We start from the raw sequence: 25710 nt of genomic DNA on the forward strand, positions 1-25710 counted from the left end.
CGGCTCCGTCAAGGTGCAGTTGGCCATGTGCCATGACGGCGTGTGACGATTCGTGACCAATGGCCGGATCGGAAGGGTCCTCGAAAGCGTCTGCGACGAGGGTTCGTGGCGGCGTCAATCTCGGACGCGGCGCGCCATGCGGGAGGCCTCCGACACGCAGCCCGGACGGGCCCGCACCCTTGACATTGGCGGCGTGGCATGTCTTCTGCGGCGGTCATTTACCGGCGCGCGGCTGATCCAGAATTCCGGCCTGCGGCCCTTGAAAATCGCCCGAGGAATCCATGCATCGCTACCGGAGCCACACCTGCGAAGAGCTGCGCGAAACCCACGTTGGCGAGAGCATCCGCATCTCCGGATGGGTGCACCGTGTGCGCGATCACGGCGGCCTGCTGTTCATCGACCTGCGCGACGATTACGGTCTGACGCAATGCGTGGTCGACCCCGATTCCAGTGCTTTCAAGCTGGCCGAAACGGTGCGTTCCGAATGGGTCGTGCGGATCGACGGCGAGGTCAAGAAGCGCACCGACGAGACCATCAACACCAATCTGCCGACGGGCCACATCGAGGTCTTCATCCGCGAACTGGAAGTGCTCGGCGCGGCCAAGGAACTGCCGCTGCCGGTGTTCGGCGAGCAGGAATACCCGGAAGAGACGCGGCTGAAGTACCGCTTCATCGATCTGCGCCGCGAGACGCTGCACGCCAACATCAAGACGCGCTCGAAGATCATCTCCTCGATCCGCAACCGCATGGGCGAGATCGGCTTTACCGAATACCAGACGCCGATCCTCACCGCATCGTCTCCTGAAGGCGCGCGCGACTTCCTGGTGCCCTCGCGGATTCATCCCGGCAAGTTCTACGCACTGCCGCAGGCGCCGCAGCAGTACAAGCAGTTGCTGATGATGTCGGGCTTTGATCGCTACTTCCAGATTGCCCCGTGCTTCCGCGACGAGGACCCGCGCGCCGACCGGCTGCCGGGAGAGTTCTACCAGCTCGACCTGGAAATGAGCTTTGTCGAACAGGACGACGTCTTCGAGGCCATGGAGCCGGTGCTCAAGGGTGTGTTCGAGGAGTTCTCCGGCGGCAAGCCCGTCACGCAGGTTTTCCCGCGCATTCCGTATGACGAGGCGATTTTGAAATACGGCTCCGACAAGCCGGACCTGCGCAACCCGATCGAGATGCAGGACGTGTCGGAACAGTTCCGCGGCTCTGGCTTCAAGGTCTTCGCCAACATCCTCGCCAACGATCCGCGCGGCGCGGTGTGGGCCATTCCGGCGCCGACGGGCGGCAGCCGCGCCTTTTGCGACCGCATGAACTCCTGGGCTCAGAAGGAAGGCCAGCCGGGTCTGGGGTATATCTTCTGGCGCCTTGAGGACGGCAAGGTCGAGGGCGCGGGTCCGGTGGCCAAGAATATCGGCCCCGAGCGCACCGAGGCGATCCGCCTGCAGCTCGGCCTGAAGCCGGGAGATGCCTGTTTCTTCGCCGCCGGTGATCCGAAGAAGTTTTCCGGCTTCGCCGGCAGCGCACGGACCCGTGTCGGCGAGGACCTCAACCTCATCGACACCGATCGATTCGCGCTCGCATGGATCGTCGACTTCCCGTTCTACGAGTGGGACGAAGAGGAAAAGAAGGTCGATTTCGGCCACAACCCCTTCACCATGCCGCGCGGCGGCCTGGGCGCGCTGGAGAACGAGGACCCGCTGAACATTAAAGCCTGGCAGTACGATCTGGTCTGCAACGGCTTCGAGATCGCCTCGGGCGGCATTCGCAACCATGTGCCGGAAGTCATGATTAAGGCGTTCGGTATCGTCGGGCTGGATGCCGAGGTGGTCGAGGAGCGCTTCGGCGGCCTCTACCGCGCCTTCCATTACGGCGCGCCGCCGCATGGCGGCATGGCCGCGGGCATCGACCGCATCGTCATGCTGCTGGTGGGTGCGAAGAACCTGCGCGAGGTGACGCTGTTCCCGATGAACCAGCAGGCCGCCGATCTCCTGATGGGCTCGCCGGCGGAAGCCAGCCCCGCCCAGCTCCGCGATCTGCACATCCGGCTCAACCTGCCGGAGTAGAGCGGGGTTTCGCGCTCGACAGAACACGAAACACAGGCCGGCTGTCCGTTCAGCCGGCCTTTTTCTTTGGCCGGAAGTAGCGTCGCACGCGTTTCCAGAAGCGAAACGCAAGGTCGGGGCGGATGATCTCGCCATCGGTGGGCGCGTCGTAGCGGCATCCGGGTTCGATCGCCTCGATCACCCGGCGCGCCACCGCGAACACGGTGTGCTCCTCGATGAGACTGCGCCGCGCCGTGGCAATGGCATCCAGATGATCGTCATAGGGATCGGAGTCCAACAGCCGGGCGACGGTGTCCATTGCCTCATTCTGGTTTTGAAGATCGAGCGGGACGAAGGATTTTGGCGGAAAATAGCCGCTCACGTTCTTGCAGCCGGCATGAACGGGCAGGGACCAGCCGAGCAGGGCGTCGGCCAGCTTCTCCGTCCAGAAATGTGGAATGTCGTTGTTTTCCAGCGCCAGATGATACTTGTACGGCAGGATCGCGTCGGCCTTCTGGTCGATCCGCTCGAACCCGGAGCCGAAGACCTTCACCCTGTCCGGAAAGCGCTTTTGCAGCGCCTCGACGAACACGAGCCGCGCCCGGTGTTGCGGCGTCTGGGTCTTTTTCGACAGCACCACGGAAATGGCGGTCTGCTTGTCTCCGGGCGGCGGCAGGTCGCGAAGCTCGGCGTAGCTCATCGTCTGCTGCCATCCCCTGGCAGTGATGGACCCGCTGAAGAACCAGTGAATGGCGGGATGCGAGCGGAACTGCATCCCGGAATAGCCAGGAACATCGACGCCGCCGACGATTGTGCCGAATTGCTCCACGAACCCGCGCGTCAGGCGCAGGACTTCCGGCGGTTCGGACAAGAACAGCAATCTGCGGGACCGCGGAATGGTCGTGGGGATCGGCACGCCCGTGTCGCCATTGACGACCAGCCAGTCGGCTTCATGCAGAAGATCGGCTCCGACAAAACGCAACGCACCCAGTCGCCCGTCCCCCTCCGGCGTGAGGGCGAACATCGCCTCGTTGTTGTCCGGAGTCACATAGCCAATGGTGCGCATGAGGGAAGCCTGATCCTGTCCATGTCCGGTTGTCGGAATCGGCGCAATGAACGCCGGATCGGGATCTGGATCAACCGATTCCTGCCTCCGGCAACGATATGGCATGGAATCATCGGGGACGCGCCGTGCGGGACTGAGTTTGTGCTAACCTGCAGAAACAGGAACTTGGGATCTCCGCTTTGCTTTACATGGAGCCGCTGGACCGCACAGCGTCAGTATCCGAATGTCTCGTAGTCACGGTGATACCGCTCTTCGACCTTCCGTTTGAGAGCGGGCGGGATCATTGCGCCGGACTTGACGTGGTTCGAGCTGTTGATCGGCCGCTTAAACTGTTCGAGATAAGAGCTCGGCAAGTCGAGTGCCGTGAACATTTCCGACATGTCGCAATTCAGGTTTTCGAAGCGGCAGATGTGATCGTATTTCACCTGGTCAAGACGCACCAAAGAGGCCTGGGGGCGGATATGTTCGTCCATCTCAGCATCCGGCAACTGGATGATCCGTTGCAGATAGTCTTCCAGACTCTCTTCATGAATCCGCTTGTTGTGCCTCATCGGATCCGTCGCGCGGCGCAGGCGCGGGTACGTCGCTGGGGTATCTGCCGTGTGATTGAGAAGATTGTAGAACGAGCACAATCGATCCAGGGGATTTCGGACGACGGTGAACCGTCGAAGACCCGGATTGAAAAGCCGGAAGTTCACCTCGTCACAGATGTTGCTTTTCGGAAACAACGTCCAGGCCGTGTCGACAAACCTGGCCGCATCCGAGATGCGGCCGGCTGTGTCTCCGATCTGAAGTTGTGTCATTATCGCAATGATCGAGGTTGACGCGGCGCGTCCAACCTTGAAATACATCAGATTATGCGTGGATGAGTAACACAGCGTCCGCTCGAATATCCCGTACTCAAAGTAGCCACCGAGATCGTATTTGTTTCTCTCGCTTCGCCTTGCGAGGTCGAAGGCGTGCGATTTGAAATACCGGCCTATCCCAAACATGTCTCGATCCAATTTCAGGTGATGACCATCATTGGGTCAATTGACTTCTGTCGAAGAACGCAGCGTCAAACGAGATTTTTCTCATCGCTCTGTGTTGCTCAGCTGTTCCCGCCGTGCCTCGATCCGAACGGACAGGCTATTCGTTTCGGCGCGCCGACACCTAAGACATGAATATGGCAAAATGTCAGCAGATAGGGATGGTTACGGGAGCCGCGTGTTACAGGTTTTCTGAAACAAAATGCGAGCGGCGACTTGGCGTGGCGCATCTGGCGGCGCCCCGATCCGTCACAGCGCCTCCTAGCGTGTCTCGCCGATCCACGTTATGGATCAACAATCTATCGTGCCGTGGGGCTTTGAACATCAAGGGCCCGCATCCAATGTGAGTGCTCCATGTCTCGACGGCCTGTGATCTGCGTTCAACTGAATGGTGGCCTGGGCAACCAGCTGTTCCAATACGCCGCCGGCCGTGCGCTGGCGGAGAGCGCGGACGCCGAATTTTTCGTCGCGCCCAAGATGTCCGGACGTCTCGCGCATGCGGGTTCGGCTCTCGTTGATTTGGGGATCGATTGCCAGGAGTGGCCGCACAAAGCATCGCCTTTGTTCGAGTTGATATCGCGTGGGCGGCGCGGGCTCCGGCGTGTTCTCGGGATGCCTGCGCCGAAGCTGCCGACGGGGTGGCGGGGCAGCGTCTACATTGAACGAGGCTTCGCCTTCGATCAGGCGCTGTTCTCGCTGCGTGGCGACTGGTTCCTGGTCGGGTATTTCCAGTCGGAACGGTATTTCGCGCCCATTGCCGATGCGTTGCGAACGGAGATCGCCGCGACGCTCTCATCTGCTCCCGTGACGCCTGAGAATCTGGAGCGCGCGACTGATCCGGACGCCGTGTCAGTGCATGTGCGTTGTGGCGATTACGGAAGCGATCCGGCCACAGCTGCCGTCCATGGAATGCTCGACATCGCTTATTACGACCGCGCGCGAGATCACCTGAAGGCCACGGCCGGCGCGACGCGCTTCCTGGTCTTTTCAGACGATCTGACCGCCGCGCGCGCGAGGCTGGCGCATTGGACGGATGTCGAATTTATCGACGGTGGGTCCCGGGATGGCGACTTCCGACTGATGGCTGCCTGCCGGCACCACATCATCGCCAACAGCACCTTCAGCTGGTGGGGGGCATGGGCCGGCAAGCACGAGGGCGGCATCACCGTTGCGCCACGGCAATGGTTCTCGGAGGAAAAGCAGCGCACGACGGACACGGGTGATCTGTTCCCACCCGACTGGATTCAGTTATAAGGCGCTCCATGGAGAGCCTTGCTGCCCTCGAACGCCAGGACCGAAACCGCTTGCATATATTCGTGATCAACATGGACAGGGACGTGGACCGGCTCGCCTGGATGGCGACGGAGCTGACCCGTCATTCTTTCGACTTCGAGCGCTTTCCGGCGGTGCGCGGTGATGCGCTGCCGGACTGGCTGCGGACGATGTTTGAGGATGAAAACGGCCGCTGTTCCGCTATGACGAACGGCGAGGTCGGCTGCTATGCCAGTCATCTCACCATTCACCGGCATATCGTCGAACGCGATCTTCAGGGACCGGTTCTGGTTCTCGAGGACGACCTGCGGCTCAACCCGGATTTCGGCAGCTTTCTGACAAACCTCGATGCGCTTCCCGCGGACTGGGACATCGTGCGGCTGTCCAATCCGCCCAAGGAAGCGTTCCGGTCCGCCGCGCGGCTCTTCGGCGACTATGCCGCCGTGCGCTATTGGCGCGTGCCGAACAACACCGGCGCCTATCTGATCAATCAGCGCGGCGCGCGCAAGTTCCTCGAACGGGCGGGCAAAAGAATGCGACCCGTCGACGAAGACCTGCGGCGTCCATGGGAGCACGGTCTTGCCACTTACGGCGTCGTGCCGGCGCCCATTGAATCCAATATTTTTGATTCAACGATCGATACAATTGCCGGTCGTGGGGCCGCGCCTGCGCGCAAGCGATTCAAGGCGGGCAAAGTCGCGCGCATGCGCGGGGCTGCGGCCCGCTTGTCATACCGGCTCGCCACCTTTGGCGTGGTCGATTGTCTCAAGTGCTGGTACGTCTCGACGGTTCTCCGCATGCTTTTGGGCAAGGGTGGGCGCCGCGATCCTTCCGTGCTCATGATCGGTTCGCCCCGGTGAGGACGCGGCAGGCGTCCGGGACGCGGGCTTGTGTCGAGGATCCTTGCTAGGGCGCAAGGACCGCGCGCACGAAGTAGCCGTTGGTCAGCAGTTCCGACGTGGGCTCTCCTGAGAACGTCTGTTCCTGCTTCGCGATCCGCCGTAGCAATGCCCGGGTCAGCCATAATTGCGCTTTTCCGAAGAACCCCAGGCGTTTGCCCGCGTACTGCCGGTAGACCCGCTGCACCCGACCGACTTCATGTGAGATCCAGTCGAAGTAGCCGCCGTGCGGCGTCATCTCGACAATGTCGAGACCGGCGTTCTTCAAATGATGGCTGTAAAAATAGCTGGAAAAGCCCGTGCAATAGAAGTGCGGCGCGAAATGCGTGAGGCTGCAGAAGGGGGCAGTGAGGATCAGCATTCCGCCGGGCTTCAGCAGCCGGCAGACCTTCATCAGCGACGCGACTGGATCGGGCACGTGTTCCAGAACCTCTGTCAGCAGCACGGCGTCGTACTTCGTGTCCTCGGGAATGTCGAGGAGATCGCAGACAATATCGATCTTTGAGAAATCGAAGCCGCCCGTCTGCAGTCCCTTGCCGTCTCCGGAGCCATCGTATTCCGCGATATCCTGGGACGTGTATTTCAGATGGGCGCAGAACGGCCGGTTGGCGCATTCGCCGGCGCCCACGTCGAGCAATGTCGAGTCCGCGGGTAAGATTTGCAGGGCCTGCTCGATCCAGCGCGTGCGCGTGTATTCGAATTTTTCGCCGACAATCTGACGTGTCACCCGCAAACTCCTGTTGCACCGTTCAGTGTTCGAGCGCCGGCCTGTCCGGCACTTCGGGGCCTGGGCTAGACGCGGCCCAGGATGCTGTAGATCAGCCGTTTGAGCAGACCGCGTGGCTTCTTCTGGTCGACTTCAATCGGCAGCTTTGAAGCGGGAATCAGATCGGCGCGCACGTAGAGCGCATCGCCCCAGTAGCGGCTCAGCCAATAGGTCTCCATGCGCCGGAAACCGTGCTCGGTCATGAACTGATCGATGTCGGCGACGCCCGCGGAGCCCTTGTAGCTCTTTTCCCGATTGAGCTCCGAAATCACATAGTCGAAGCCGCCGATCATGTCGGCCGCGCCGCGCAGAACCTCCAGTTCGTAGCCTTGAACGTCGAGCAGCAGCATGTTGTGCGGATCGTCCGCGCTCCGATAGTGCGAGAGCGGGGCGATGTCCACGGTCTCGGTGGCATCAAAATGGATCTTCTTCCAGACCCGCTGGTTTTCCATCGGTTCAAGCAGCGAGCTTGAGGCGCCGGCATTGTCCGCGACAAACATCTGGGAGGTCTTTTCCTCGGCGCCCAAGGCGACGTTGTAAGCCTCGATCATGCTGTTGTCGTTGATCTTCGCGATCACGGCGAGAAGCCGCTCAAAGGGATCCTTCAGCGGCTCGAACAGCTTTATGTGCCGGATGCCCGCGTCCAGATACGTCTGCAACTCCTGACCTTCGTTGGCGCCCACATGGATGAGACCGGCGATCTTTCGCCCGTATGCGCTCTCGAACTGATCGTACTGAAAATACTGCGTCATGGTGGCGGGCCGCTGGTCTGGGGAGGACAGGGGTTTATCAGATTGATGGAAGGTGTCGTCAATCGAAATTGGCCTCGGCATGGAAAAGCGTTGCATGGCTTTCGCATCGCGGAGTGGCTGTCGACGCGCCCGGATCTGGCGTTCGGTCGCGACTTGCCTATCGGCAGGCTTGTGGGCATAACCCAACGGGATCCGCAGCAACAAGGTGTTTTGGGAAGCGGCTCGATTGCAGGTGAATCGCAGGCTTTGGATCACCGTGCGCTCCAATCAGGTAGACAGATGACGATCGTATCGAAAGATTCCAGTGCCGCCGCACGCCCCATGTTGTCGGTTGTGTGTATCAACAAGAACAACGAGGATACGATTGAGCAGGCGATCCGCTCGGTGTTGTCTCAAACGGTAGAGAACATGGAATTCGTCATGGCCGATGGTGGTTCGACGGACAGTTCTCTCGATATCATCGGAAAATATCCCGAAATCCGGCTTGTCGACGGCGTCGACACATCCCGCGGGGACGGCGTCCTGAGGGCGGTTCGCGCCGCGCGCGGCAAATACATTGCCTTCATGACGTCGACCGACGGCTACCTGGGACCCAATTGGCTGCAGACGGCGGTTGATCACCTGGAATCCGACCCTGAAGCGTCGCTTGTGTGGGGTGCTGCGATCTCGATGGACACCAAGGGGCAATTGGTCCCGCGGTTCTTTCCAAAGGCGTTTCCGGCACATCGAAAAGTCGCCCAGAAGAAGGACTGGTTTCCGATCTGGATGGTCGATTCCGGGGTGCGCCTGTCGTATTTTCCGGAGTTGAGTTACGTCGTGCGGGCCGACATCTACCAAAGGCTGATCGAGCCGGACCCCGCATGCCCGGAACTCGAGAATATTGACCCGATCCTGCGGTTCCATTTCGAATTCAACCGCAACGGCTACCTGCCGGTCTATATGCCGTCGCTGGCCTATTTCGGCCGGACGCACGACAACCAGGGCCAGTTTTCGGACGCGGCGCCCGGCTGGATTGCCAACTACGATCGCGCGCGCAAAAAGCACGTTGCGCGGCTTTTGTCCGGCGAGACGACCCATGTCTGGCGCGACGGCAACGGTCGAGAGATTGGTCGTATGGACGCCGGAGCGGCGAAGCGCGCCTTTTTCTTCGGCCGAATTCTGCACTCCAGGCTGCTCAGGTCAGTCCGAAAGCGTATCGGTCTTTGATGGGGATGATTGTGAAACTTGCCCTTGCTGCCGGGTTCCGTTTTTATGGGTTTCGAAAACGCGCGCAGCCTGACGTGATTTCGCGCGCGAATCGTTGAGGTCCCCAGTTCGTGAGACCGGCACTTTTTCTCGACCGCGACGGCGTGATCAATGAGGATCACAACTACGTCCACTTGCCTGATGATATCGTCTTTATCGATGGGATATTTGACCTCTGCCGGACGGCAACCGACCTTGGCATGGCGATCGTCGTCGTCACCAATCAGGCGGGGATCGGACGGGGGTACTACACCGAGGCGGATTTCGCTGCTCTCAGCGACTGGATGCGGACGGAGTTCCTGCGCGAGGGCGTCGTGATCGACGCGATCTATCACTGCCCCAATCATCCCGAGCACGGTATCGGCGCCTACAAGCGGGCGTCGTATGACCGCAAACCGAATCCCGGAATGATCTTGCGGGCGCAGCGCGATCTTGATCTGGATCTCGGCGCCTCAATCCTCGTTGGTGATCGCAAGACCGACATCGATGCCGGTCGTAACGCTGGCGTCGGCACAACCATTCTTCTGAGCGCCGCTACCGTTGACCCGTCAGGAGTGTGCGGCTTTCAAGTATCATCGCTTTTGGAAGTCATTCCGATCATGAAGTCTTCACGTGCGGCGGCTGCTGGCACGTCGCAGTCTTAGCGCGCTAAAGTTGTTCGCCATCCTTGTTTGGAAAGCCGCAGCATGAAATCTAATCTGAAAATCGGCCGACGGCTCAAGAGAGCGATCCGCAAATTCAGATCCGGTATCGCCAACACTCTGATCGACAAAATGGCGCGAATGTCGGCGCCGGGCTTCGTCTTCCGATTTTCGGCCGTGACCCGCAATCAGATGAGCGTCGAGCGCCGGCGCGTCATGCGCGAGATCGTCAAAAGATATTTCGATCGCTCCATCAGCATGATCGAAATCGGCACGTGGTTCGGTGAAGGGTCGACTTCCGTTTGGGTCGAGCAACTCCCCGAAGGGTCAAGTTTGATGCTCGTCGATTCATGGCGCCCTTACCTGACCGAGCTGGACAGCCGGGAAGGCGTTCTCGGCTACCAGGCAATGGATGATCTGTCATTCGCCGCGTTCCACAACACGGCGCTGCGGGTGCTGGATTACGAGCGCCAGCGACCGGATCTCGAAATCTGCGTCGTTCGCGCCCGCTCGGCTCATTTCCTGGACAATCTGGGGGAAGGCTTCGATTTCATCTATGTCGACGGCTCCCACTACTACGACAGCGTCAAGGCCGACATCGTCAAGGCGAAGCGGGTGGCGAACAAGACATTTTCCATTATCTGCGGCGACGATTATGAGTTGCACAGCAATCCGGAGCTTGTCGCGTTGGCGTCGCGCAACAAGGGCAAGGACTGGCTTGGTCACGAAGGTGGGGGATTTCACCCCGGGGTGCTCCTCGCGATCTCGGAGGAATTCGGGCAGGTCAATATGGAAGACGGGTTCTGGTGGACGTTCTGCCGGAACGGAGAGTTCATGGCGGACGCTGGTGTTCCGGAACTCGAGATGTCCGCAAGTTGACCCTGTCGCGGGTACATGGTGCCAACCTAGGCTGTCGGCGGGCTTTATGTAGTCAGGGCGCGTTGAGATGCCTCCGTACGAGGGCGGCTTGCTCTTGGCTTGTGAGCCTGCGACAAATCGAGGGTCCGAGGAACGGAGCTTTCTGAATGGACGTCCTTTTCGTGACGCCGGACTCGGCCGCCAAAGCCTACCAGGATCTGGCCAAGACCTATTCGGCGATTGAACCCCCGACGTGGTCCCTGCTTCTGGCCGAATCGTGCCGGGCGAAGGGGTTCGGGGTCGGTATTCTCGATTGCGACGCGGAACGGTTGTCTCTCGAGGCATCGGTCAAACGGGTCATCGACGCCAAGGCACGTTTGATCGTGATGGTTCTGTACGGACAGAACCCCAATTCCGGCACCACCAGCATGATCGGCGCCATCGAGCTGGCCCGCGCGCTCAAGGCGGCGGGCTGTAACACGCCGATCTGTCTGGTCGGATCGCACGTGAGCGCTCTGCCGAAAGAGGTTCTCGCCTACAACTGCGTGGATCTCATTCTGCTGAACGAGGGGGTCTATGCGCTCCACAATCTGCTGCGGTCGCGGTTGGAGCCCGATTTCCCCAGGATCAAGGGCATCGGCTACAAGGTCAACGACGGCGCGGGGCACGTACAAAACATCCTCAACGCGCCCGAACAGGTGGTGCCGCAGGATCGGATGGACATCGATCTTCCGGGCTATGCGTGGGATCTGCTGCCCTACAAGGACCGGCCGCTTGATCTCTACCGCGCGCACTTCTGGCACGCAGGGTTCGATCACAACAAGCGCACGCCCTTCGCGGCGATCTACACGAGTCTGGGCTGTCAGTTCGCGTGCAACTTCTGCATGATCAATATCGTCAACCGGGTGGACAACAGCGACGATGTCAACGCCTCGCATTCACGCGGCATGCGGTTCTGGAGCCCGGAATGGGTTGCCCGCGAAATGCGCAAACTGGCGGGCATGGGGGTTGAGACGCTGCGGATCAGCGACGAGATGTTCTTTCTCAACCGCAAATACTACCTGCCGATCCTCGAGAACTGTATCAAGGAGGACTACGGGTTCAACATGTGGACCTACAGCCGCATCGACACGGTTCGCCCCAATGCGCTCGATACGTTCAAGCGCGCCGGCGTCAACTGGCTGGCGCTCGGCGTCGAGGCTGGCAACCAGACCGTGAGGCAGGAGGTGTCCAAAGGCAGCTTCAAGGAAGTCAACATCCGGAACATTTGCGAGACGATCAGCAAGAGCGACATCAACATCATCTCGAACTACATCTTCGGCTTTCCTGAGGATACATTTGACACCATGCAGGAGACGCTCGACCTGGCGTTGGAACTGAACACGGAGATGGCCAATCTGTACCCATGCCAGGCGCTTCCGGGCAGCCCGCTTTATCATGAGGCGCTCGACCAGGGCTGGCAGCTTCCCCAAACATTTGAAGGCTTTGCTTTCCTGTCCTATGAAGCGGAGCCGGTGCGCACCAAGTACCTCACCTCGGCGGAAGTTCTGAAATTCCGTGACGAGGCCTGGCAGACCTATTTTTCGAATGAGGCATACCTGAAGCTGGTTGAAAGCCGGTTCGGGGAGCAGGAGCGACGCAACGTCGAGGAAATGTCCAAGATCAAGCTCAAGCGTCGGCTCCTGGGGGACTAGTCGCATCCATGATCATTACAAAGACGCCGTTCCGCATTTCGTTCTTCGGTGGCGGAACGGATTACCCTGACTGGTACAAGCAGCATGGTGGCGCCGTTCTGGCGACGAGCATCGACAAATACTGCTATATTTCGTGCCGAAAGCTCCCGCCGTTCTTCGACCACAAGCACCGGATCGTCTATTCCAAGATCGAGAACGTGAAGAGCTGCGCCGAAATCGTTCATCCGGCGGTGCGGGGCGTGTTCGAGTGGCTGGATGTCGAAGACGGGCTGGAGGTTCACCACGACGGCGATCTGCCGGCGCGTTCCGGTCTCGGTTCGAGCTCATCCTTCACAGTCGGCCTGATCCACGCGATCAAGGCGCTGCGCGGACGCTCTGTCGCCAAGGAGGAACTCGCCCGCAACGCGATTCATGTCGAACAGTCGGTGATCGGCGAGAACGTCGGGTCGCAGGACCAGGTGACAACGGCCTACGGCGGTTTCAACAGGGTCGATTTCCACCGCAGCGGCGAAATCGTCGTCGCGCCGGTGGTGTTTCCCAACGAACGCCGCGCAGCCCTGAACGATCACCTGCTGTTGTTTTTCACCGGCGTGACGCGGGTTGCCTCCGAGATCGCCGAAAACCAGATCAAGAATCTCGACAGCCGTCGTTCGGAACTCGACGCAATGCGCGCGATGGTCGACGAGGGCATGTCGATTCTCGGCGCCGACGGCACCGACCTGGACGCTTTCGGACGTCTTCTGCACGAAGGCTGGTCGCTGAAGCGCCGGTTGTCGGACAAGGTGTCGACGCCGCAAATCGACGCCTACTACGAGGCCGCGCGGGAGGCGGGCGCGCTGGGCGGCAAGCTACTCGGTGCTGGCGGCGGCGGCTTTTTGCTGGTATTCGCGCCCCGGAACATCATCAGCGCGTTCGCGAGAAATTGTCCCAACTCGTTCATGTCCCGTTTCGGTTCGAGAGCGCGGGAAGCAGTCTCGCGCTGTACCAGCCAGAAGGATTGTGAGCGGCATGGCCATGGGATCGCGCCAGAAAGACGGGTCAATCCATGACGAGCGCTAAGGCCAACTCTCTCCAGAGCAAGGCGCATTGGGTCTGGCGGGAAACGTTGGCGATTCATCGCCGCGCGCCGGAAACCCGGATTGCATCGTCGCTCTCGCCCATCGAGATCTTTGTCGCGCTCTACTATGGCGGCGTGCTGAATTTCGATCCGTCCGAGCCATTGGCGGAAGGTCGCGACCGCTGCATCATCAGCAAGGGGCACGGCTCGATCTGCATGTATCCGATCCTGGCGGATCTGGGCTTCTTCGATGAAGCGGAGCTGCAGCGGGTGTGCCAAAGCGGCGGCATTCTGGGTGGCATTCCCGATCCCATCATCCCCGGCTATGAGACAGTCAATGGCTCGCTCGGACACGGGCTCGGCGTGGCGGCCGGTAGCGCGTTGGCCCTGAATCGCAAGGGCGGGGATCAGCAGGTTTTTGTCATCACGGGTGATGGAGAGCTGCACGAAGGTGCGTGCTGGGAAGCCATCATGTTCGCCAGCCACCATGGACTGGACCGGCTCAATCTGATCGTCGACGACAACCGCACCTCGATGCTGGCGCACACCGAGGACGTCGTCTCGCATGGCGTGCTTGATGAGCGTCTGAAGAGTTTCGGATGGGACGCGCGCATCGTGGACGGCCATGACGTCGAGGCCGTGCAGGAGGCCCTGCAGGCGATGAAGTCCGCGCACAACGGCAAGCCCAAGGCCTTGATCGCCAAGACGATCAAGGGACGCGGCGTGCCGGGTCTCGAGAACGAGCCGCTCGCGCATATCCTGGCGCCGAAAGCCGACGTTCTCGACAAGCTGCTGGAGACGTCAAAGTGACGATCAAACCGATTGCGATGCGAGACGCGCTGCTTGAGCGCATCTGGCGCGCCATGTCCGAGGACGACCGCATCTTCGTCGTGACCGCCGATTTCGGCTCGCCGGTGCTTGATCGCGTCCGCGCCGATTTTCCAGACCGGTTCATCAACGTCGGCATCGCCGAGCAGAACCTGATCAACGTGTCGGCCGGGCTGGCGCTGGAGGGCTTCAAGGTTTTTGCCTATGCCATCGCGCCGTTCATCACCATGCGCTGCTTCGAGCAACTGCGCGTGAGCCTGGGGCTGCTGTCGACGGTGCGGCCGCTTAACGTCAACTTGATCGGCGTCGGCGCCGGCTACAGCTATGTGGTCTCCGGGCCCACGCACCAGTGCTACGAGGACCTGACCCTGATGCGCGCGCTGCCGAACATGCGGGTCCTTTCCAGCGCGGATCATGTAACGTCTGGCGGGTTCCTGGAACAGTGCCTGGAAAACACCGGCCCCAAATACATCCGGCTGGACGCCCAGGTTATGCCGGTGGTCTATACGGAAGAAACCGGCGGCCCGGACATGGCACGCGGCTACCACGTGCACCGCACCGGCGGGAAGATCGCCTTGGTCGCCACGGGCTACATGCTGCATTCAGCCCTGGCCGTGGCGGAGACGCTGGCGGGCGAGGGGATCGATGTTGGCGTGATCGATCTGTTCGATCTCACCGGTTTCGATGAGGACGCGCTTGTGCATGACATCGCGGGCTATGCGGGGCTGATGACGCTCGAGGAAGGTTTCCGGGCGCGCGGCGGAATGGATGCCCGGTTCTTTGAACTGATCGCGCAGCACAAGCTCGCCCATGCGTTCCGCAACATTGGCGTCGAGGGGGCTATCGCTTCGAGCTCGGCACACGGGCGGAGTTGCACGAGGCGGTCGGCATCGGCGTCCAGGCCGTTGCCGCGGCCGCGCGGCAGCTCGCCGACGAACTTTCCTGAACACGACGCTCTCTTCAGACAGACAGGTTGCGGAATGAACAAGTTTCCCTTGATGCGCAATAACATTTCCCGTGCGGATCTGGACGCGGTCATCGACCACCTCAAGCAGGACGATCCGATCCTGACGAACGGCCGCAACTGCCGCGCATTCGAGGAGGCATGGTCGGAATGGTTGGGCGTGAAATACTCGGTTTTCGTGAATTCCGGCTCGTCGGCGAACCTGCTGTCGATGACGGTTCTGCGCCACGCGTTTCCCGAAGGCGGCGAGATCATCGTGCCGCCGCTGACCTGGGTCTCCGACATCTCCTCGGTGCTTCAGGCGGGTTTCACGCCGATCTTCGCTGACATCGACCCGCACACGCTGGGGCTCGATACCGACGCGGTGCTGGCGCGGATCACCGACAAGACCCGAGCCGTGTTCCTGACGCATGCGCAAGGCTTTGACGGCCTGTGCGACCGGCTGATGGCTGAGCTCAAGACGCGCGGCATCGCGCTCGTGGAGGACGTTTGTGAGTCGCATGGGGCGACCCACAATGGCCGCAAGGTCGGCAGCTTCGGCCAGATGTCGAATTTCTCGTTCTACTACGCGCATCACATGAGCACGATCGAGGGCGGCATGGTCTGCACCAACGACCCCGAGATCTACCAGCAGGCCCGCATGCTGCGCTCGCACGGGATGGTGCGCGAATCCAACGACGAGACCACCCGCGAACGCTACAAGAGCGCGCACCCGGACCTCAATCCGGAATTCATCTTCGCCTTTCCCGCCTACAACATGCGCAACACGGAAATCGGCGCCATCATGGGGCTGAGCCAGCTCAAGCGGCTGGACGCCAACAACGTGCGCCGCGAGGAAAATCTTGCGCTGTTTCTCGACCTGATCGACGGCGAACGCTATCGCAAGGATTTCCGGCGCGAGGGCTCGAGCAACTACGCCTTCAATCTGATCCTGCGCGAAGCCGACGACGTGCTGATGGATCGCCTGATGGCGTCCCTGCGCGACAACGGCGTCGAATTCCGCCGTGGCAGCGCAGGCGGCGGCAACCAGCTCCGTCAGCCGTATCTTCGGGGCATCGTTCCGCAGGATCATCACCTGAGCTGTCCCAATGCCGAGCACGTGCATTTCTACGGCATGTATATCGGCAACTTCCCCGACCTCGGTCTCGATGAGGTCCGGGTCTTGTGTGACATCATCAACGCGGTATAGGCGCATGTCGGCAGCCGGCCCCAAGCTCACGACGGCGATTGTCCTGGCCGGTGGTCTGGGCACGCGGTTGCGCTCGGAAGTGCCCGATCTGCCCAAGGCCATGGCGCCGGTCGGTGACCGGCCGTTCCTCCAGCATCAGCTGGATTTCTGGATCGATGCCGGCATCGGGCGCGTGATCCTGTCGGTGGGCTATCGCAGGGACGTGATCATCAACTGTTTCGGCGACAGCTACAGAAACGTGCCGATTGAATACGCCGTCGAGGAAACGCCGCTGGGCACCGGAGGCGGGGTGCTGCTGGCAAGCGCGCTGCTGGATCCGGACCAGCCGTTTCTGCTGCTCAACGGCGATACTTTTTTCGACGTCTCGCTGGACGCGCTCGCGCGGTTTCATTCCAGCAAACGGGCGGATCTGAGCGTCGCGGTGTTTCATGCCGGGGAGGCCGGGCGATACGGTCTCGCGGAACTCGACGCGGAAAACCGTGTTCACGCGCTGGCCTCGATCAAGGCCGGGGTGGGCGATCCGGCCAACGGCGGCGTTTACTGCCTGGCGCCGCGCATCCTCGATCCGTGGCGTGAGCCGTCGGATCGCGTGATTTCATTTGAAAACGAAATCCTGCCGGGCATGCTCGCAAGCGGCCTGCGGCTCTACGGCATGGAAAGTCCGGGCTGGTTCATCGATATCGGCCTGCCAGCGGACTACCGTCGCGCGTTGGAAACCATCGTCCGGGACTGATTGCATTGCGGCACGGATCGCCATCCTGCCGTTTCTTGTCTAATACGGTCCGACAGGATCAAGGCGCTATGGCGCCACTTTGAACTTTTTGAACGAGCAGTCGAGGAAGACCCAAACTGTGACGCAACGTATTCTCGTAACCGGCGGCGCCGGATATCTCGGATCAACGATGGTTCCCGACCTGCTGGCCGCCGGCCACAAGGTCACCGTCCTGGACAACTTCATGTACGACCAGGCGAGCCTGAATCACGTCTGCAACAACCCGAATTTCAAGGTGGTGAAGGGCGATATCCGGGTCAGGGAGACCATCGCGCCGCTGATCGCGGAAGCCGATGTGATCATCCCGCTGGCGGCTTACGTGGGGGCTCCGCTGTGCTCCGCGGACCCCGTCGGCGCGAAGACCATCAACCACGACGCGATCCTGATGATGCTGGACCTGGCGTCGAAGGATCAGTTGATCCTGATGCCCACGACGAACAGCGCCTATGGTTCCGGCGAGGAGGGCAACTTCTGCACCGAGGACTCGCCGCTGCGTCCGATCTCGCAATACGCGATCGAGAAGGTCGCGGTCGAGAAGGTGCTGATGCAGCATCCCAACGCGGTCAGCTTCCGGCTCGCGACGGTTTTCGGCATGTCGCCGCGCATGCGCATCGACCTGCTGGTCAACGACTTCACCTATCGCGCGGTGAAGGACCGGACCGTCGTGCTGTTCGAAAGCCACTTCAAGCGCAATTACATCCATGTGCGCGATGTTTCCCGGGTGTTCCAGCACGCGCTGGCCAACCGGGATGCGATGGTCGGTCAGATCTACAACGTCGGCCTGTCGGACGCGAACGTCTCCAAGCTCGAGCTTTGCGAGCACATCAAGGCGGAAGTGCCGAACTTCATCTATGTGGAAGCGCAACTCGGAACCGATCCGGATCGGCGCAACTACATTGTTTCCAACGAAAAGGTCGAGGCGACGGGCTACAAGCCGCAGATGTCGCTGAGCGCCGGCATCCGAGAACTGCTCAAGGGCTTCACGATGCTGCGCAACACGCGCTATGGCAACGTCTGACCCAGGTCTCGTCGGACCTCCGCCTGTCATCAGGTGTGGTAGGCGGAGAGGATGAAGTGCGGACCCGCGATGACCGATACGCAATACATGCCTGACCTGCACGTCGCCGCCGCACGTTTGACACGGTGGCTGTTTGACGAGGCTTTGCCCGTATGGACGCGCGCCGGCGTCAATCCGGGCACGGGCGCTTTCGTCGAGGCGATCGCGCTGGAGGATGGCACGCCATCGTCCGCGTCGCATCGCGGCTTCGTGCAGCCAAGGCAGATATATTCCGTCATCGAGGCCGGGCGGCTGGGCTGGACGGGCGACTGGCGGGCCATATCGACACGCGCGCTTGACTGGTACCTCGCCCATTTTCTGCGCGATGACGGCACGATCGCCCACCTCGTGAGTGCGGACGGCGCAATCGAGAGCAGCCGCTTCGATCTCTACGATCAGGCCTTTTCGATGTTCGCCCTGGCGAGTGCCGCGGACGCATTTCCGGAGCGGCGCGGGCGCTATGAGGCCGCGGCGGAGGACCTGCTGAAGGCGGTCGAGCGCGGCTATCGCCATCCGCACGCCGGGTTTCAGGAGAGCAATCCGCCCAGCGTGCCGCTGCGCGCAAACCCCACATGCATCTGTTGGAGGCGGCACTCGCCTGGGACGAGGCCGGCGGCGGACCCCGGTGGGCCGCGCTTGCCGATGAGATCATGGAATTGATGCTTGACCGGTTTATCGACCACAGTACAGGCGGTCTTCTCGAGCTTTTTGACGGCCACTGGCGTGCATTGGCAAACGACGCGGATCGTCATGTGGAGCCGGGGCACCAGTTTGAATGGGCATGGCTAGCGCTGCGGTGGGCGCGGAAGCGGGACCGTCCGGACGCGATTGTTGCCGCCCGGCGTCTGTTCGCCATCGCCGAGGCACACGGCATTTGCGAAGACCGCAAGGTCGCGATGCTGGAGCTGAACGACGATTTCACGCCGCGCCGGCGCATCGCGCGTCTGTGGGGTCAGACGGAATGGCTCAAGGCGGCGCTGAAAATGGCGCGATGCTCGGCCGGTGCGGAGAAGGAGCACTATCACGCAGCGGCACTGTCTGCCGTCAAGGCCATGGAACTGTATCTGACTGACACGCCCAAGGGGCTCTGGCGCGACAAGCTGGAGGACACGGGCGCGTTCGTGGACGAGCCCGCGCCGGCGAGCTCGCTCTATCACATCGTTTGCGCCGTATCGGAACTGGTGTCCGCTTGCAACGTGGCGGTGGACAGCTGATTTGGCTGCCCGCCAAAACGAGGGGTGACGGAGCCGCGCACTCCGTACTAGAACGTCGGTCAGTTATCCCAAGGGGCTGTTCCGCATTAAAGCGCCGGTTCCCGACAACGCTGTAGACGCCGGCAACGAACGGCTCAGAGGACACCATCATGGCAAATGCGCCTGTAGCTCTCATCACCGGCATCACCGGGCAGGACGGGGCGTATCTTGCGCGGCTGCTGCTGGCGAAGGGCTATGTGGTGCATGGCCTCAAGCGGCGCTCCTCGTCGTTCAACACCGGACGCATCGACGAGCTTTATGAGGATCCGCATGAAGAGGACGTGCGCTTCTTCATGCATTACGGCGATCTGACCGACAGCACCAACCTGATCCGGGTCATCGCCGAGACGAAGCCGGACGAGATTTACAATCTCGCCGCCCAGAGCCATGTGATGGTGAGCTTCGAGACGCCGGAGTATACCGCCAATGCCGATGGCATCGGCACGCTGCGGCTGCTCGAGGCGATCCGCATCCTGGGGATGGAAAAGACCACGAAATTCTACCAGGCCTCGACCTCGGAGCTCTACGGTCTTGTGCAGGAAACGCCGCAGAGCGAGACGACGCCGTTCTATCCGCGCTCGCCTTATGCCGCCGCCAAGCTCTACGCCTACTGGATCACGGTGAACTACCGCGAGGCCTACGGCATGCATGCGTCAAACGGTATCCTGTTCAATCACGAGAGCCCGCTGCGCGGCGAAACCTTCGTCACACGCAAGATCAGCCGCGCTGTTGCCGCCATCGAACTGGGGCTGCAGAAGGTGCTTTATCTCGGCAACATCGACGCCAAGCGCGACTGGGGTCACGCCCGCGATTATGTCGAGGGCATGTGGCGTGTGCTGCAGCAGGAGAAGCCGGACGACTACGTGCTGGCGACCGGAGAGACGCATTCGGTGCGCGAGTTCGTGGAACTGGCCTTCGCCTGCATCGGCAAGACCATTGCGTGGTCGGGGAGGGCGTCGACGAAGTGGGCGCGGATGCCGCCACCGGCGAGGTTCTGGTGCGGATCGATCCCGCCTATTTCCGTCCCACGGAGGTGGATTTGCTGCTCGGCGATCCGTCAAAGGCGCGCGACGTGCTTGGCTGGCAGCACACGACGCGTTTCGCGGACCTGGTGGAAGAGATGGTTGTCGCCGACCGGGACCTGCTGATGACCGAGCGTCTGGCGCGACAGGCCTATGGTCGCGGCGAGTGAAGGAGAACGGCATGGACTATCCGCTCGCGGGCAAGCGCGTCTTCGTGTCCGGACATCGCGGAATGGTGGGCTCGGCGATCGTCCGCAGGCTCGAGCGCGAGGATTGTGAGATCCTGACCGCTGGCCGCTCCGAGGTCGATCTGATCCGTCAGTCGGAGGTCGAGGCCTATCTGGCGCGAACCAGGCCCGATTGCGTGATCATCGCGGCGGCGAAGGTCGGCGGCATCATGGCCAACTCCAGCTATCCCGCGGATTTCCTTTATCAGAACATGATGATCGAGGCGAACCTGGTGCACGGTGCGCATCTGGCGGATGTGAACCGGCTGATGTTTCTCGGCTCAAGCTGCATCTATCCGAAATTCGCCGAGCAGCCGATCGTCGAAGAATCCTTGCTCACGGGCCCGCTGGAGCCGACCAACGAATGGTATGCGATCGCCAAGATCGCCGGCATCAAGCTGTGCCAGGCCTATCGCAAGCAGTTCGGGCGCAGCTACATCTCCGCGATGCCGACCAATCTCTACGGCCCGAACGACAATTTTGATCTGACCTCCAGCCATGTGATCCCGGCCTTGATGCGCAAGGTGCACGCGGCCAAGGTCTCCGGCGCGCCGAGCGTCGAGGTCTGGGGCACGGGCACGCCGTTGCGCGAGTTCATGCATGTGGATGATCTCGCCGACGCCCTGGCGTTCCTGCTGGCTCGCTATGACGAGGCGGAGCACATCAACGTGGGCTACGGATCGGACACGCCGATCCGCGAGCTGGCCGAAACCATCATGGACGTGGTGGGGTATGAGGGCGAGATCGCCTTTGACACGTCCAAGCCGGACGGCACGCCGCGCAAGATCATGGACAGCGGCAAGTTGCATGCGCTCGGCTGGACGCCGCGTATCGATCTGAAGGCGGGTTTGGCCCAGGTCTACGAATGGTACCTGGCCAACCAGCCGGATGCGGACGTCGCAGCGCAATAGTGCCGCGACGCCCAGCTCCGCGAGGCAGCGTTTTGCCTGCAATCGGCTATTCGTTTGCCTTGATGTCCAGTCCCAGCAGCAGCGGCACGGCCATCGGCGCCATCATCGCCGTGCCGGCGATCGAGCCGACGGTCAGTGCCTGGGCGGGATTGGCCGTGATCTGCAACGACTCGGGCGCGCTCAGGAAGGTGCCCAGCGCGGCGGCAATCTTCTCCTGGAACGGCGGGTTTTGCAGCAGCGTCAGGATCCGCGGCAGACTGGAGTTCAGCCGTTCCACGAAGGCCGCGCGCTCCATGTTCGCCTCTTCCGCCTGACGATCCAGAACGCGTTCGACAATCGTGTCATTGTCAAAGCGCAAATCGATACTTTCGACGGTGATCTGCTGCGCCAACGCCATCAGCTCGCCGTCTGCATGGCTTTGCTGCTTGAGTTTGGCGACGACATCGGGCGTCACGCCTCCAAAGGACGCCGATAACGAAAGCGTTCCGATCGCGTCACCGGAAATCTCGAAATTTTCGAGGATGGCGCGCGAATTGAGCACATCCCATTCGAAGCTGGCTTTCATCGACAGATTGAGCATGTCGTAGCCAAGCTCCGCGAGCGTCTTCTTGGCCTGTTCATCGTCGAGTTGCGCGGGGTCGAGTTCGATGCCCTCGATCTGGAACGTCCCCTTGGTCGGCGGCGCTTTGCCCGAGCGCTCCAGGGTGCTGAAGATCCGGGCGATCGGCACCGTGCCCTCATCTTCCGTCGAGACCCGGACGTCGGTGATGTCGAGGCTCTCGTAGCCGATCGCGTCGATGGGCGCCGCAACGGCTCCCATATCCCGCGGCCGCACCAGGATGACGTTTGTGGCGGCGGTGCGCGCGGCGAAGAAGGTCGCCGTGTCCGTCTTCATGCTGACATTCCTGGCGGCCATCGCACCGGCCTTGATGCGGCCCGTCGCGTCCACCGATGCATCGGTGAAGGCGATGGCCTCGGCCTCCAGAGACATCTCCTCGCCGCGCTGGCGCATGGTCGCCGCGAGCATGTTGATGACCACGGTTTCGCCCGTCTGCTCGACCGATCCGACGCTGAGATCCTGGGCGCCGCCCGATTCAAGCCCCTTGAGGAACGTGTCGGCGACATCGCTTCCGGTCGGATCGAAGGCCATCGCGCGCGGCCCGAACAGGCCGGAGGCGATCAGAGCGACGCCGAGCGCCATGGATAACGGCCGGGCAAATTTCATCGTGGTCTCCGAATCTCTGAGTGACGGGCATCATGTATGGCACGGGACGGCGGCGTTCATATGGCCGGTCGATGGTGGCGACATCGCGGCGGCGCGCGGCGGTTTTCGCGCCGGATGCCCCGCAGTGCTTAGTGCACAAAACATGCCGCAAATCGCCATGTATTGCCAGCGTGTCAGGCTATCCAGGCAAGTTATTAGGCGGCTAGGCAAAACGCCCGCCACGCTCGAGACTTGGGCAGAAGCGGGCCGCGTATGAAATTTGAGCACCGAATTCCTGAGGTTTGGGGTTTTTACGGTTGAATCCCGGGCCATGAACCCGTATATCGCGCCTCTCCGGTTCGCCCGGGTTTCATCTGCTGGTTTGGGAGGACGAATGTCTACGCACAGCGCCCTCTTCAAATTGGGGATGGACTTGGAGGCTCCAAGCACCACCCATGCTGAAGAACAAACTCACTTCGTTCGCGACGCCGTGTCTGCGGACGAGCGCAAGGATCATTTTGTCGTCAAGAATGGCGTCAAATGCGCCGGCACGCATCTGATCATCGACCTGCACGACGCCGAGAACCTCGACGACCTCGAGCATATCGAGAAGACTCTGGTTCAATGCGTTGAAACGGCAGGCGCAACGCTTCTGCACATCCATCTGCACCGCTTCGAACCGAATGGCATTTCCGGGGTCGCGGTGCTGGCGGAGAGCCATATCTCGATTCACTCGTGGCCGGAGAACGGTTATGCGGCGCTTGATGTGTTCATGTGCGGCGATGCCGTGCCTGAAAGCTGCATCGAGGTCCTGCGGACGGCGTTCAATCCGCGCTCGCTCGTGGTCGAGGAGATCCTGCGCGGGACAGGCGTATGACGGAGACGCGGCTCTATTCCGAGACACTGCATCCCGGCATTCGTTTCTCGTTTGAGGCGGACCGGCTGCTGTTCGAGGACAAGACCGAGCATCAGCATCTGGTGCTGCTGGAAAACAGGCTCTTCGGCAAGGTGTTGCTGCTCGACGGGGTGACCCAGGTCACCACCGCCGACGAATTCATCTACCACGAGATGATGAGCCACGTGCCGATCCTGGCGCATGGCGCGGCGACCGACGTGCTGATCGTCGGCGGCGGCGACTGTGGTCTGGCGGAGGAGGTGCTCAAGCACGCTTCCGTCGAACGCCTCGTGCAGGTCGAAATCGATGCGGCGGTGGTGGAGTTCTCCAAACAACACTTCGCCGAGATGAATGCGCCGGTCTTCACCGATGCCCGTTTCGAACTCGTGATCGCCGACGGCGTCGATTACGTGAAGACCACGGACAAACGGTTTGACGTCGTGATCGTCGATTCCACCGACCCAATCGGGCCCGGTGCGGTGCTGTTTACCCGTGCGTTCTACGCGGCCGTGAAAAAGTGCCTCAAGCCGGGCGGCGTTCTTGTGACCCAGAACGGCGTGCCGTTTCTCCAGGCTGACGAACTGACGGCGAGCATCGGTCACTTCGATGCGCTGTTTGCCGATGCATCCGCCTATGTGATCTGTGTGCCGACCTATATCGGCGGGCACATGACCCTGGGCTGGGCAAGCGATGACGCGGATTTGCGCCAGCTTTCGGTCGATACCTTGCGCACCCGCTTCGACCGGGCAGGGCTGGAGACCCGCTACTACACCCCCGAGGTGCACGCGGCCGCCTTCGCGCTGCCGCGCTACATCGAGGACGCGGTCGAGGCCGGCAAGTCCGGCACCTAGATGTGAGCTTTCAACAGGTTGTCCATTCGGACCTGACCGAGGAGACTGGAGTTACCACGCTTCAGCACGCATCGGAGGGTCCGAATGAACATCCACAAGAATGCCCGCCTGACACCGTTGCGTCGAGGGGAGATGGCCCAAGCGGTCATTGAAGGTCGTCTTTCCCGGGCCCAGGCGGCGCGGGTCTATGGCGTGTCGGCCAAGATCGTTGCCCGGTGGGCCGAACGCTACAGGGCGGAAGGCCCGGCCGGCATGGTCGACCGCTCCTCTCGGCCAGGCCGGATGCCCAGCGCAACCGATCCGCTCCTCTGTGAACGCATCATCGCCCTGCGCCGTCAGCGCTGGACAGGTAAGCACATCGCTCGGGAGGTCGGCGTGTCACCGGCCACCGTCAGCCGGGCGCTGCGGCGGGCAGGCCTCTCCCGGCTCAAGGACCTCGATCCGGCCGAACCGGTGCGCCGCTATGAACGCCAGCATCCGGGCGAGTTGATCCACATCGACATCAAGAAACTCGGTCGGTTCGACCGCGTCGGCCACCGCATCACCGGCGATCGCACCGGCCAGTCCAACAGCCGCGGTGTCGGCTGGGAGTTTGTCCATGTCTGCATCGACGATGCCTCGCGCATCGCCTTCAGCCAGATCTTGCCCGACGAGAAGAAACACAGTGCGGTCGCTTTCCTGCGCGCCGCGCTCGCCTATTACGAGAGCCTGGGCGTCACCGTCACCCGCGTCATGACCGACAATGGCGCCTGCTACAAATCGAAAGCCTTCGCAAAAGCCTGCCGCGATCTCGGCCTCAAGCACATCCGCACCCGACCCTACACGCCCAAGACAAACGGCAAGGCCGAACGCTTCATACAGACCGCGTTGCGGGAATGGGCCTATGCCATCGCCTACCCAACGTCACGCCATCGCGCAGCCGAACTGCCGATCTGGCTACACCGCTACAATTGGCACCGGCCACATGGCAGCCTAAAATCCAAAACACCGATCAGTCGACTCGATCTAACCGAGGACAACCTCTTGAGGCTCCACATCTAGAGCGTTTCCTTCTTAAATGGAATCAATTCTGTTGGTCCAAACCGGTTCGATCCGCGAGGAAACGGGCGAACGGCGTAGCCCATGCTACGGCGGAGGCCGTTGACGCGGCGGACGGCCGGTTTCGACCAACCCTTTGGGCGGGATGAATTTTCCCGATTATCGGCGAGGCCCGTCTC

General features: G+C 61.5%; 23 protein-coding genes and 1 pseudogene. 19 read left to right on the forward strand and 5 right to left on the reverse strand.

Annotated features, from left to right (window positions below; all coding sequences use genetic code 11):
• Positions 1–281 precede the first annotated feature (281 nt).
• Positions 282–2063, forward strand: coding sequence for an aspartate--tRNA ligase (aspS, locus tag D1F64_RS11850; RefSeq protein ID WP_117412620.1), 1782 nt, complete (start codon positions 282–284; stop codon positions 2061–2063).
• Positions 2064–2112: 49 nt separating this feature from the next.
• On the opposite strand, the gene D1F64_RS11855 is transcribed toward aspS, so the two are convergent.
• Both D1F64_RS11855 and D1F64_RS11860 read right to left on the reverse strand, forming a co-directional pair.
• Positions 2113–3108: a glycosyltransferase family 10 gene (locus D1F64_RS11855; RefSeq protein ID WP_162901492.1), complete on the reverse strand. Its 996-nt coding sequence runs from the start codon at positions 3106–3108 to the stop codon at positions 2113–2115.
• Between the two features lie 212 nt (positions 3109–3320).
• Positions 3321–3959, reverse strand: a complete 639-nt coding sequence (locus tag D1F64_RS11860; protein WP_162901493.1) for a sulfotransferase family 2 domain-containing protein — start codon at positions 3957–3959, stop codon at positions 3321–3323.
• A gap of 531 nt (positions 3960–4490) precedes the next feature.
• Here D1F64_RS11860 and D1F64_RS11865 point away from each other — a divergent pair.
• On the forward strand, positions 4491–5390 hold the full coding sequence (locus D1F64_RS11865; RefSeq protein ID WP_117412623.1) for an alpha-1,2-fucosyltransferase: 900 nt from the start codon (positions 4491–4493) through the stop codon (positions 5388–5390).
• Between the two features lie 50 nt (positions 5391–5440).
• Positions 5441–6268: a glycosyltransferase family 25 protein gene (locus D1F64_RS11870; protein WP_162901494.1), complete on the forward strand. Its 828-nt coding sequence runs from the start codon at positions 5441–5443 to the stop codon at positions 6266–6268.
• A 46-nt stretch (positions 6269–6314) separates the two neighbouring features.
• On the opposite strand, the gene D1F64_RS11875 is transcribed toward D1F64_RS11870, so the two are convergent.
• A complete protein-coding gene (locus D1F64_RS11875) occupies positions 6315–7034 on the reverse strand; it encodes a class I SAM-dependent methyltransferase (protein WP_162901495.1) in 720 nt (239 codons plus the stop codon).
• 65 nt (positions 7035–7099) lie between these two features.
• Positions 7100–7825 carry an FkbM family methyltransferase gene (locus tag D1F64_RS11880; RefSeq protein WP_162901496.1) on the reverse strand — a complete coding sequence of 242 codons (726 nt, stop codon included), beginning with the start codon at positions 7823–7825 and terminating at the stop codon, positions 7100–7102.
• Positions 7826–7870: 45 nt separating this feature from the next.
• On the opposite strand from D1F64_RS11880, the gene D1F64_RS11885 reads away from it, so the two are divergent.
• From D1F64_RS11885 to D1F64_RS11950, 13 genes and pseudogenes are all read left to right on the forward strand, one after another.
• The gene (locus D1F64_RS11885) at positions 7871–9031 is read left to right on the forward strand and encodes a glycosyltransferase (protein ID WP_162901497.1); all 1161 of its coding nucleotides are present in this window, start codon (positions 7871–7873) and stop codon (positions 9029–9031) included.
• 110 nt (positions 9032–9141) lie between these two features.
• Entirely contained in the window at positions 9142–9714 is a 573-nt protein-coding gene (locus D1F64_RS11890; protein WP_117412628.1) for an HAD family hydrolase, read from the forward strand.
• A 42-nt stretch (positions 9715–9756) separates the two neighbouring features.
• On the forward strand, positions 9757–10590 hold the full coding sequence (locus tag D1F64_RS11895) for a class I SAM-dependent methyltransferase (RefSeq protein ID WP_117412629.1): 834 nt from the start codon (positions 9757–9759) through the stop codon (positions 10588–10590).
• 146 nt (positions 10591–10736) lie between these two features.
• Complete coding sequence (locus D1F64_RS11900) at positions 10737–12263, forward strand: radical SAM protein (protein WP_117412630.1); 1527 nt, start codon at positions 10737–10739, stop codon at positions 12261–12263.
• A gap of 8 nt (positions 12264–12271) precedes the next feature.
• On the forward strand, positions 12272–13312 hold the full coding sequence (locus D1F64_RS11905) for a hypothetical protein (RefSeq protein ID WP_205470447.1): 1041 nt from the start codon (positions 12272–12274) through the stop codon (positions 13310–13312).
• The gene (locus D1F64_RS11910) at positions 13309–14130 is read left to right on the forward strand and encodes a transketolase (RefSeq protein ID WP_117412631.1); all 822 of its coding nucleotides are present in this window, start codon (positions 13309–13311) and stop codon (positions 14128–14130) included. Before D1F64_RS11905 ends, D1F64_RS11910 begins: the two co-directional genes overlap by 4 nt.
• Positions 14127–16301 (forward strand): aminotransferase class I/II-fold pyridoxal phosphate-dependent enzyme, encoded by a 2175-nt coding sequence (locus tag D1F64_RS23830; protein WP_205470448.1) that lies wholly within the window; start codon positions 14127–14129, stop codon positions 16299–16301. The genes D1F64_RS11910 and D1F64_RS23830 overlap by 4 nt, the downstream gene beginning before the upstream one ends.
• 4 nt (positions 16302–16305) lie before the next feature.
• Positions 16306–17034, forward strand: coding sequence for a sugar phosphate nucleotidyltransferase (locus tag D1F64_RS11925; protein ID WP_117412633.1), 729 nt, complete (start codon positions 16306–16308; stop codon positions 17032–17034).
• 118 nt (positions 17035–17152) lie between these two features.
• Positions 17153–18091: an NAD(P)-dependent oxidoreductase gene (locus D1F64_RS11930; protein WP_117412634.1), complete on the forward strand. Its 939-nt coding sequence runs from the start codon at positions 17153–17155 to the stop codon at positions 18089–18091.
• A 69-nt stretch (positions 18092–18160) separates the two neighbouring features.
• Positions 18161–18790 carry an AGE family epimerase/isomerase gene (locus D1F64_RS25085; protein WP_162901498.1) on the forward strand — a complete coding sequence of 210 codons (630 nt, stop codon included), beginning with the start codon at positions 18161–18163 and terminating at the stop codon, positions 18788–18790.
• Positions 18703–19344, forward strand: a complete 642-nt coding sequence (locus tag D1F64_RS25090; RefSeq protein WP_117412636.1) for an AGE family epimerase/isomerase — start codon at positions 18703–18705, stop codon at positions 19342–19344. Before D1F64_RS25085 ends, D1F64_RS25090 begins: the two co-directional genes overlap by 88 nt.
• Positions 19345–19493: 149 nt before the next feature.
• A pseudogene (gene gmd, locus D1F64_RS11945) lies at positions 19494–20575 on the forward strand (GDP-mannose 4,6-dehydratase).
• An 11-nt stretch (positions 20576–20586) separates the two neighbouring features.
• On the forward strand, positions 20587–21543 hold the full coding sequence (locus D1F64_RS11950) for a GDP-L-fucose synthase (RefSeq protein ID WP_117412637.1): 957 nt from the start codon (positions 20587–20589) through the stop codon (positions 21541–21543).
• Positions 21544–21589: 46 nt separating this feature from the next.
• Here D1F64_RS11950 and D1F64_RS11955 read toward each other — a convergent pair whose 3' ends face one another.
• Positions 21590–22768, reverse strand: a complete 1179-nt coding sequence (locus tag D1F64_RS11955; RefSeq protein WP_162901499.1) for a hypothetical protein — start codon at positions 22766–22768, stop codon at positions 21590–21592.
• A gap of 373 nt (positions 22769–23141) precedes the next feature.
• On the opposite strand from D1F64_RS11955, the gene speD reads away from it, so the two are divergent.
• The 3 genes from speD (at position 23142) to D1F64_RS11970 (ending at position 25534) form a co-directional block, all read left to right on the forward strand.
• A complete protein-coding gene (gene speD / locus D1F64_RS11960) occupies positions 23142–23624 on the forward strand; it encodes an adenosylmethionine decarboxylase (RefSeq protein ID WP_117412639.1) in 483 nt (160 codons plus the stop codon).
• Positions 23621–24493, forward strand: a complete 873-nt coding sequence (gene speE, locus D1F64_RS11965; protein ID WP_117412640.1) for a polyamine aminopropyltransferase — start codon at positions 23621–23623, stop codon at positions 24491–24493. The genes speD and speE overlap by 4 nt, the downstream gene beginning before the upstream one ends.
• Positions 24494–24577: 84 nt before the next feature.
• On the forward strand, positions 24578–25534 hold the full coding sequence (locus D1F64_RS11970) for an IS481 family transposase (RefSeq protein WP_117411175.1): 957 nt from the start codon (positions 24578–24580) through the stop codon (positions 25532–25534).
• Positions 25535–25710 lie beyond the last annotated feature (176 nt).

Source organism: Breoghania sp. L-A4, from assembly GCF_003432385.1.
GTDB lineage: Bacteria > Pseudomonadota > Alphaproteobacteria > Rhizobiales > Stappiaceae > Breoghania.

Bases quoted from the DNA above. Each gene is read 5' to 3' on its own strand.
- D1F64_RS11925 (WP_117412633.1), top strand. From the start codon at position 16,306: ATGTCGGCAGCCGGCCCCAAGCTCACGACGGCGATTGTCCTGGCCGGT.
- D1F64_RS11900 (WP_117412630.1), top strand. From the start codon at position 10,737: ATGGACGTCCTTTTCGTGACGCCGGACTCGGCCGCCAAAGCCTACCAG.
- D1F64_RS11905 (WP_205470447.1), top strand. From the start codon at position 12,272: ATGATCATTACAAAGACGCCGTTCCGCATTTCGTTCTTCGGTGGCGGA.
- speD (WP_117412639.1), top strand. From the start codon at position 23,142: ATGTCTACGCACAGCGCCCTCTTCAAATTGGGGATGGACTTGGAGGCT.
- D1F64_RS11885 (WP_162901497.1), top strand. From the start codon at position 7,871: ATGGAAGGTGTCGTCAATCGAAATTGGCCTCGGCATGGAAAAGCGTTG.
- D1F64_RS11865 (WP_117412623.1), top strand. From the start codon at position 4,491: ATGTCTCGACGGCCTGTGATCTGCGTTCAACTGAATGGTGGCCTGGGC.
- aspS (WP_117412620.1), top strand. From the start codon at position 282: ATGCATCGCTACCGGAGCCACACCTGCGAAGAGCTGCGCGAAACCCAC.
- speE (WP_117412640.1), top strand. From the start codon at position 23,621: ATGACGGAGACGCGGCTCTATTCCGAGACACTGCATCCCGGCATTCGT.
- D1F64_RS11855 (WP_162901492.1), bottom strand. From the start codon at position 3,108: ATGCGCACCATTGGCTATGTGACTCCGGACAACAACGAGGCGATGTTC.
- D1F64_RS11970 (WP_117411175.1), top strand. From the start codon at position 24,578: ATGAACATCCACAAGAATGCCCGCCTGACACCGTTGCGTCGAGGGGAG.
- D1F64_RS25085 (WP_162901498.1), top strand. From the start codon at position 18,161: ATGACCGATACGCAATACATGCCTGACCTGCACGTCGCCGCCGCACGT.
- D1F64_RS11910 (WP_117412631.1), top strand. From the start codon at position 13,309: ATGACGAGCGCTAAGGCCAACTCTCTCCAGAGCAAGGCGCATTGGGTC.
- D1F64_RS11950 (WP_117412637.1), top strand. From the start codon at position 20,587: ATGGACTATCCGCTCGCGGGCAAGCGCGTCTTCGTGTCCGGACATCGC.
- D1F64_RS11860 (WP_162901493.1), bottom strand. From the start codon at position 3,959: ATGTATTTCAAGGTTGGACGCGCCGCGTCAACCTCGATCATTGCGATA.
- D1F64_RS25090 (WP_117412636.1), top strand. From the start codon at position 18,703: ATGCATCTGTTGGAGGCGGCACTCGCCTGGGACGAGGCCGGCGGCGGA.
- D1F64_RS11880 (WP_162901496.1), bottom strand. From the start codon at position 7,825: ATGACGCAGTATTTTCAGTACGATCAGTTCGAGAGCGCATACGGGCGA.
- D1F64_RS11895 (WP_117412629.1), top strand. From the start codon at position 9,757: ATGAAATCTAATCTGAAAATCGGCCGACGGCTCAAGAGAGCGATCCGC.
- D1F64_RS11955 (WP_162901499.1), bottom strand. From the start codon at position 22,768: ATGAAATTTGCCCGGCCGTTATCCATGGCGCTCGGCGTCGCTCTGATC.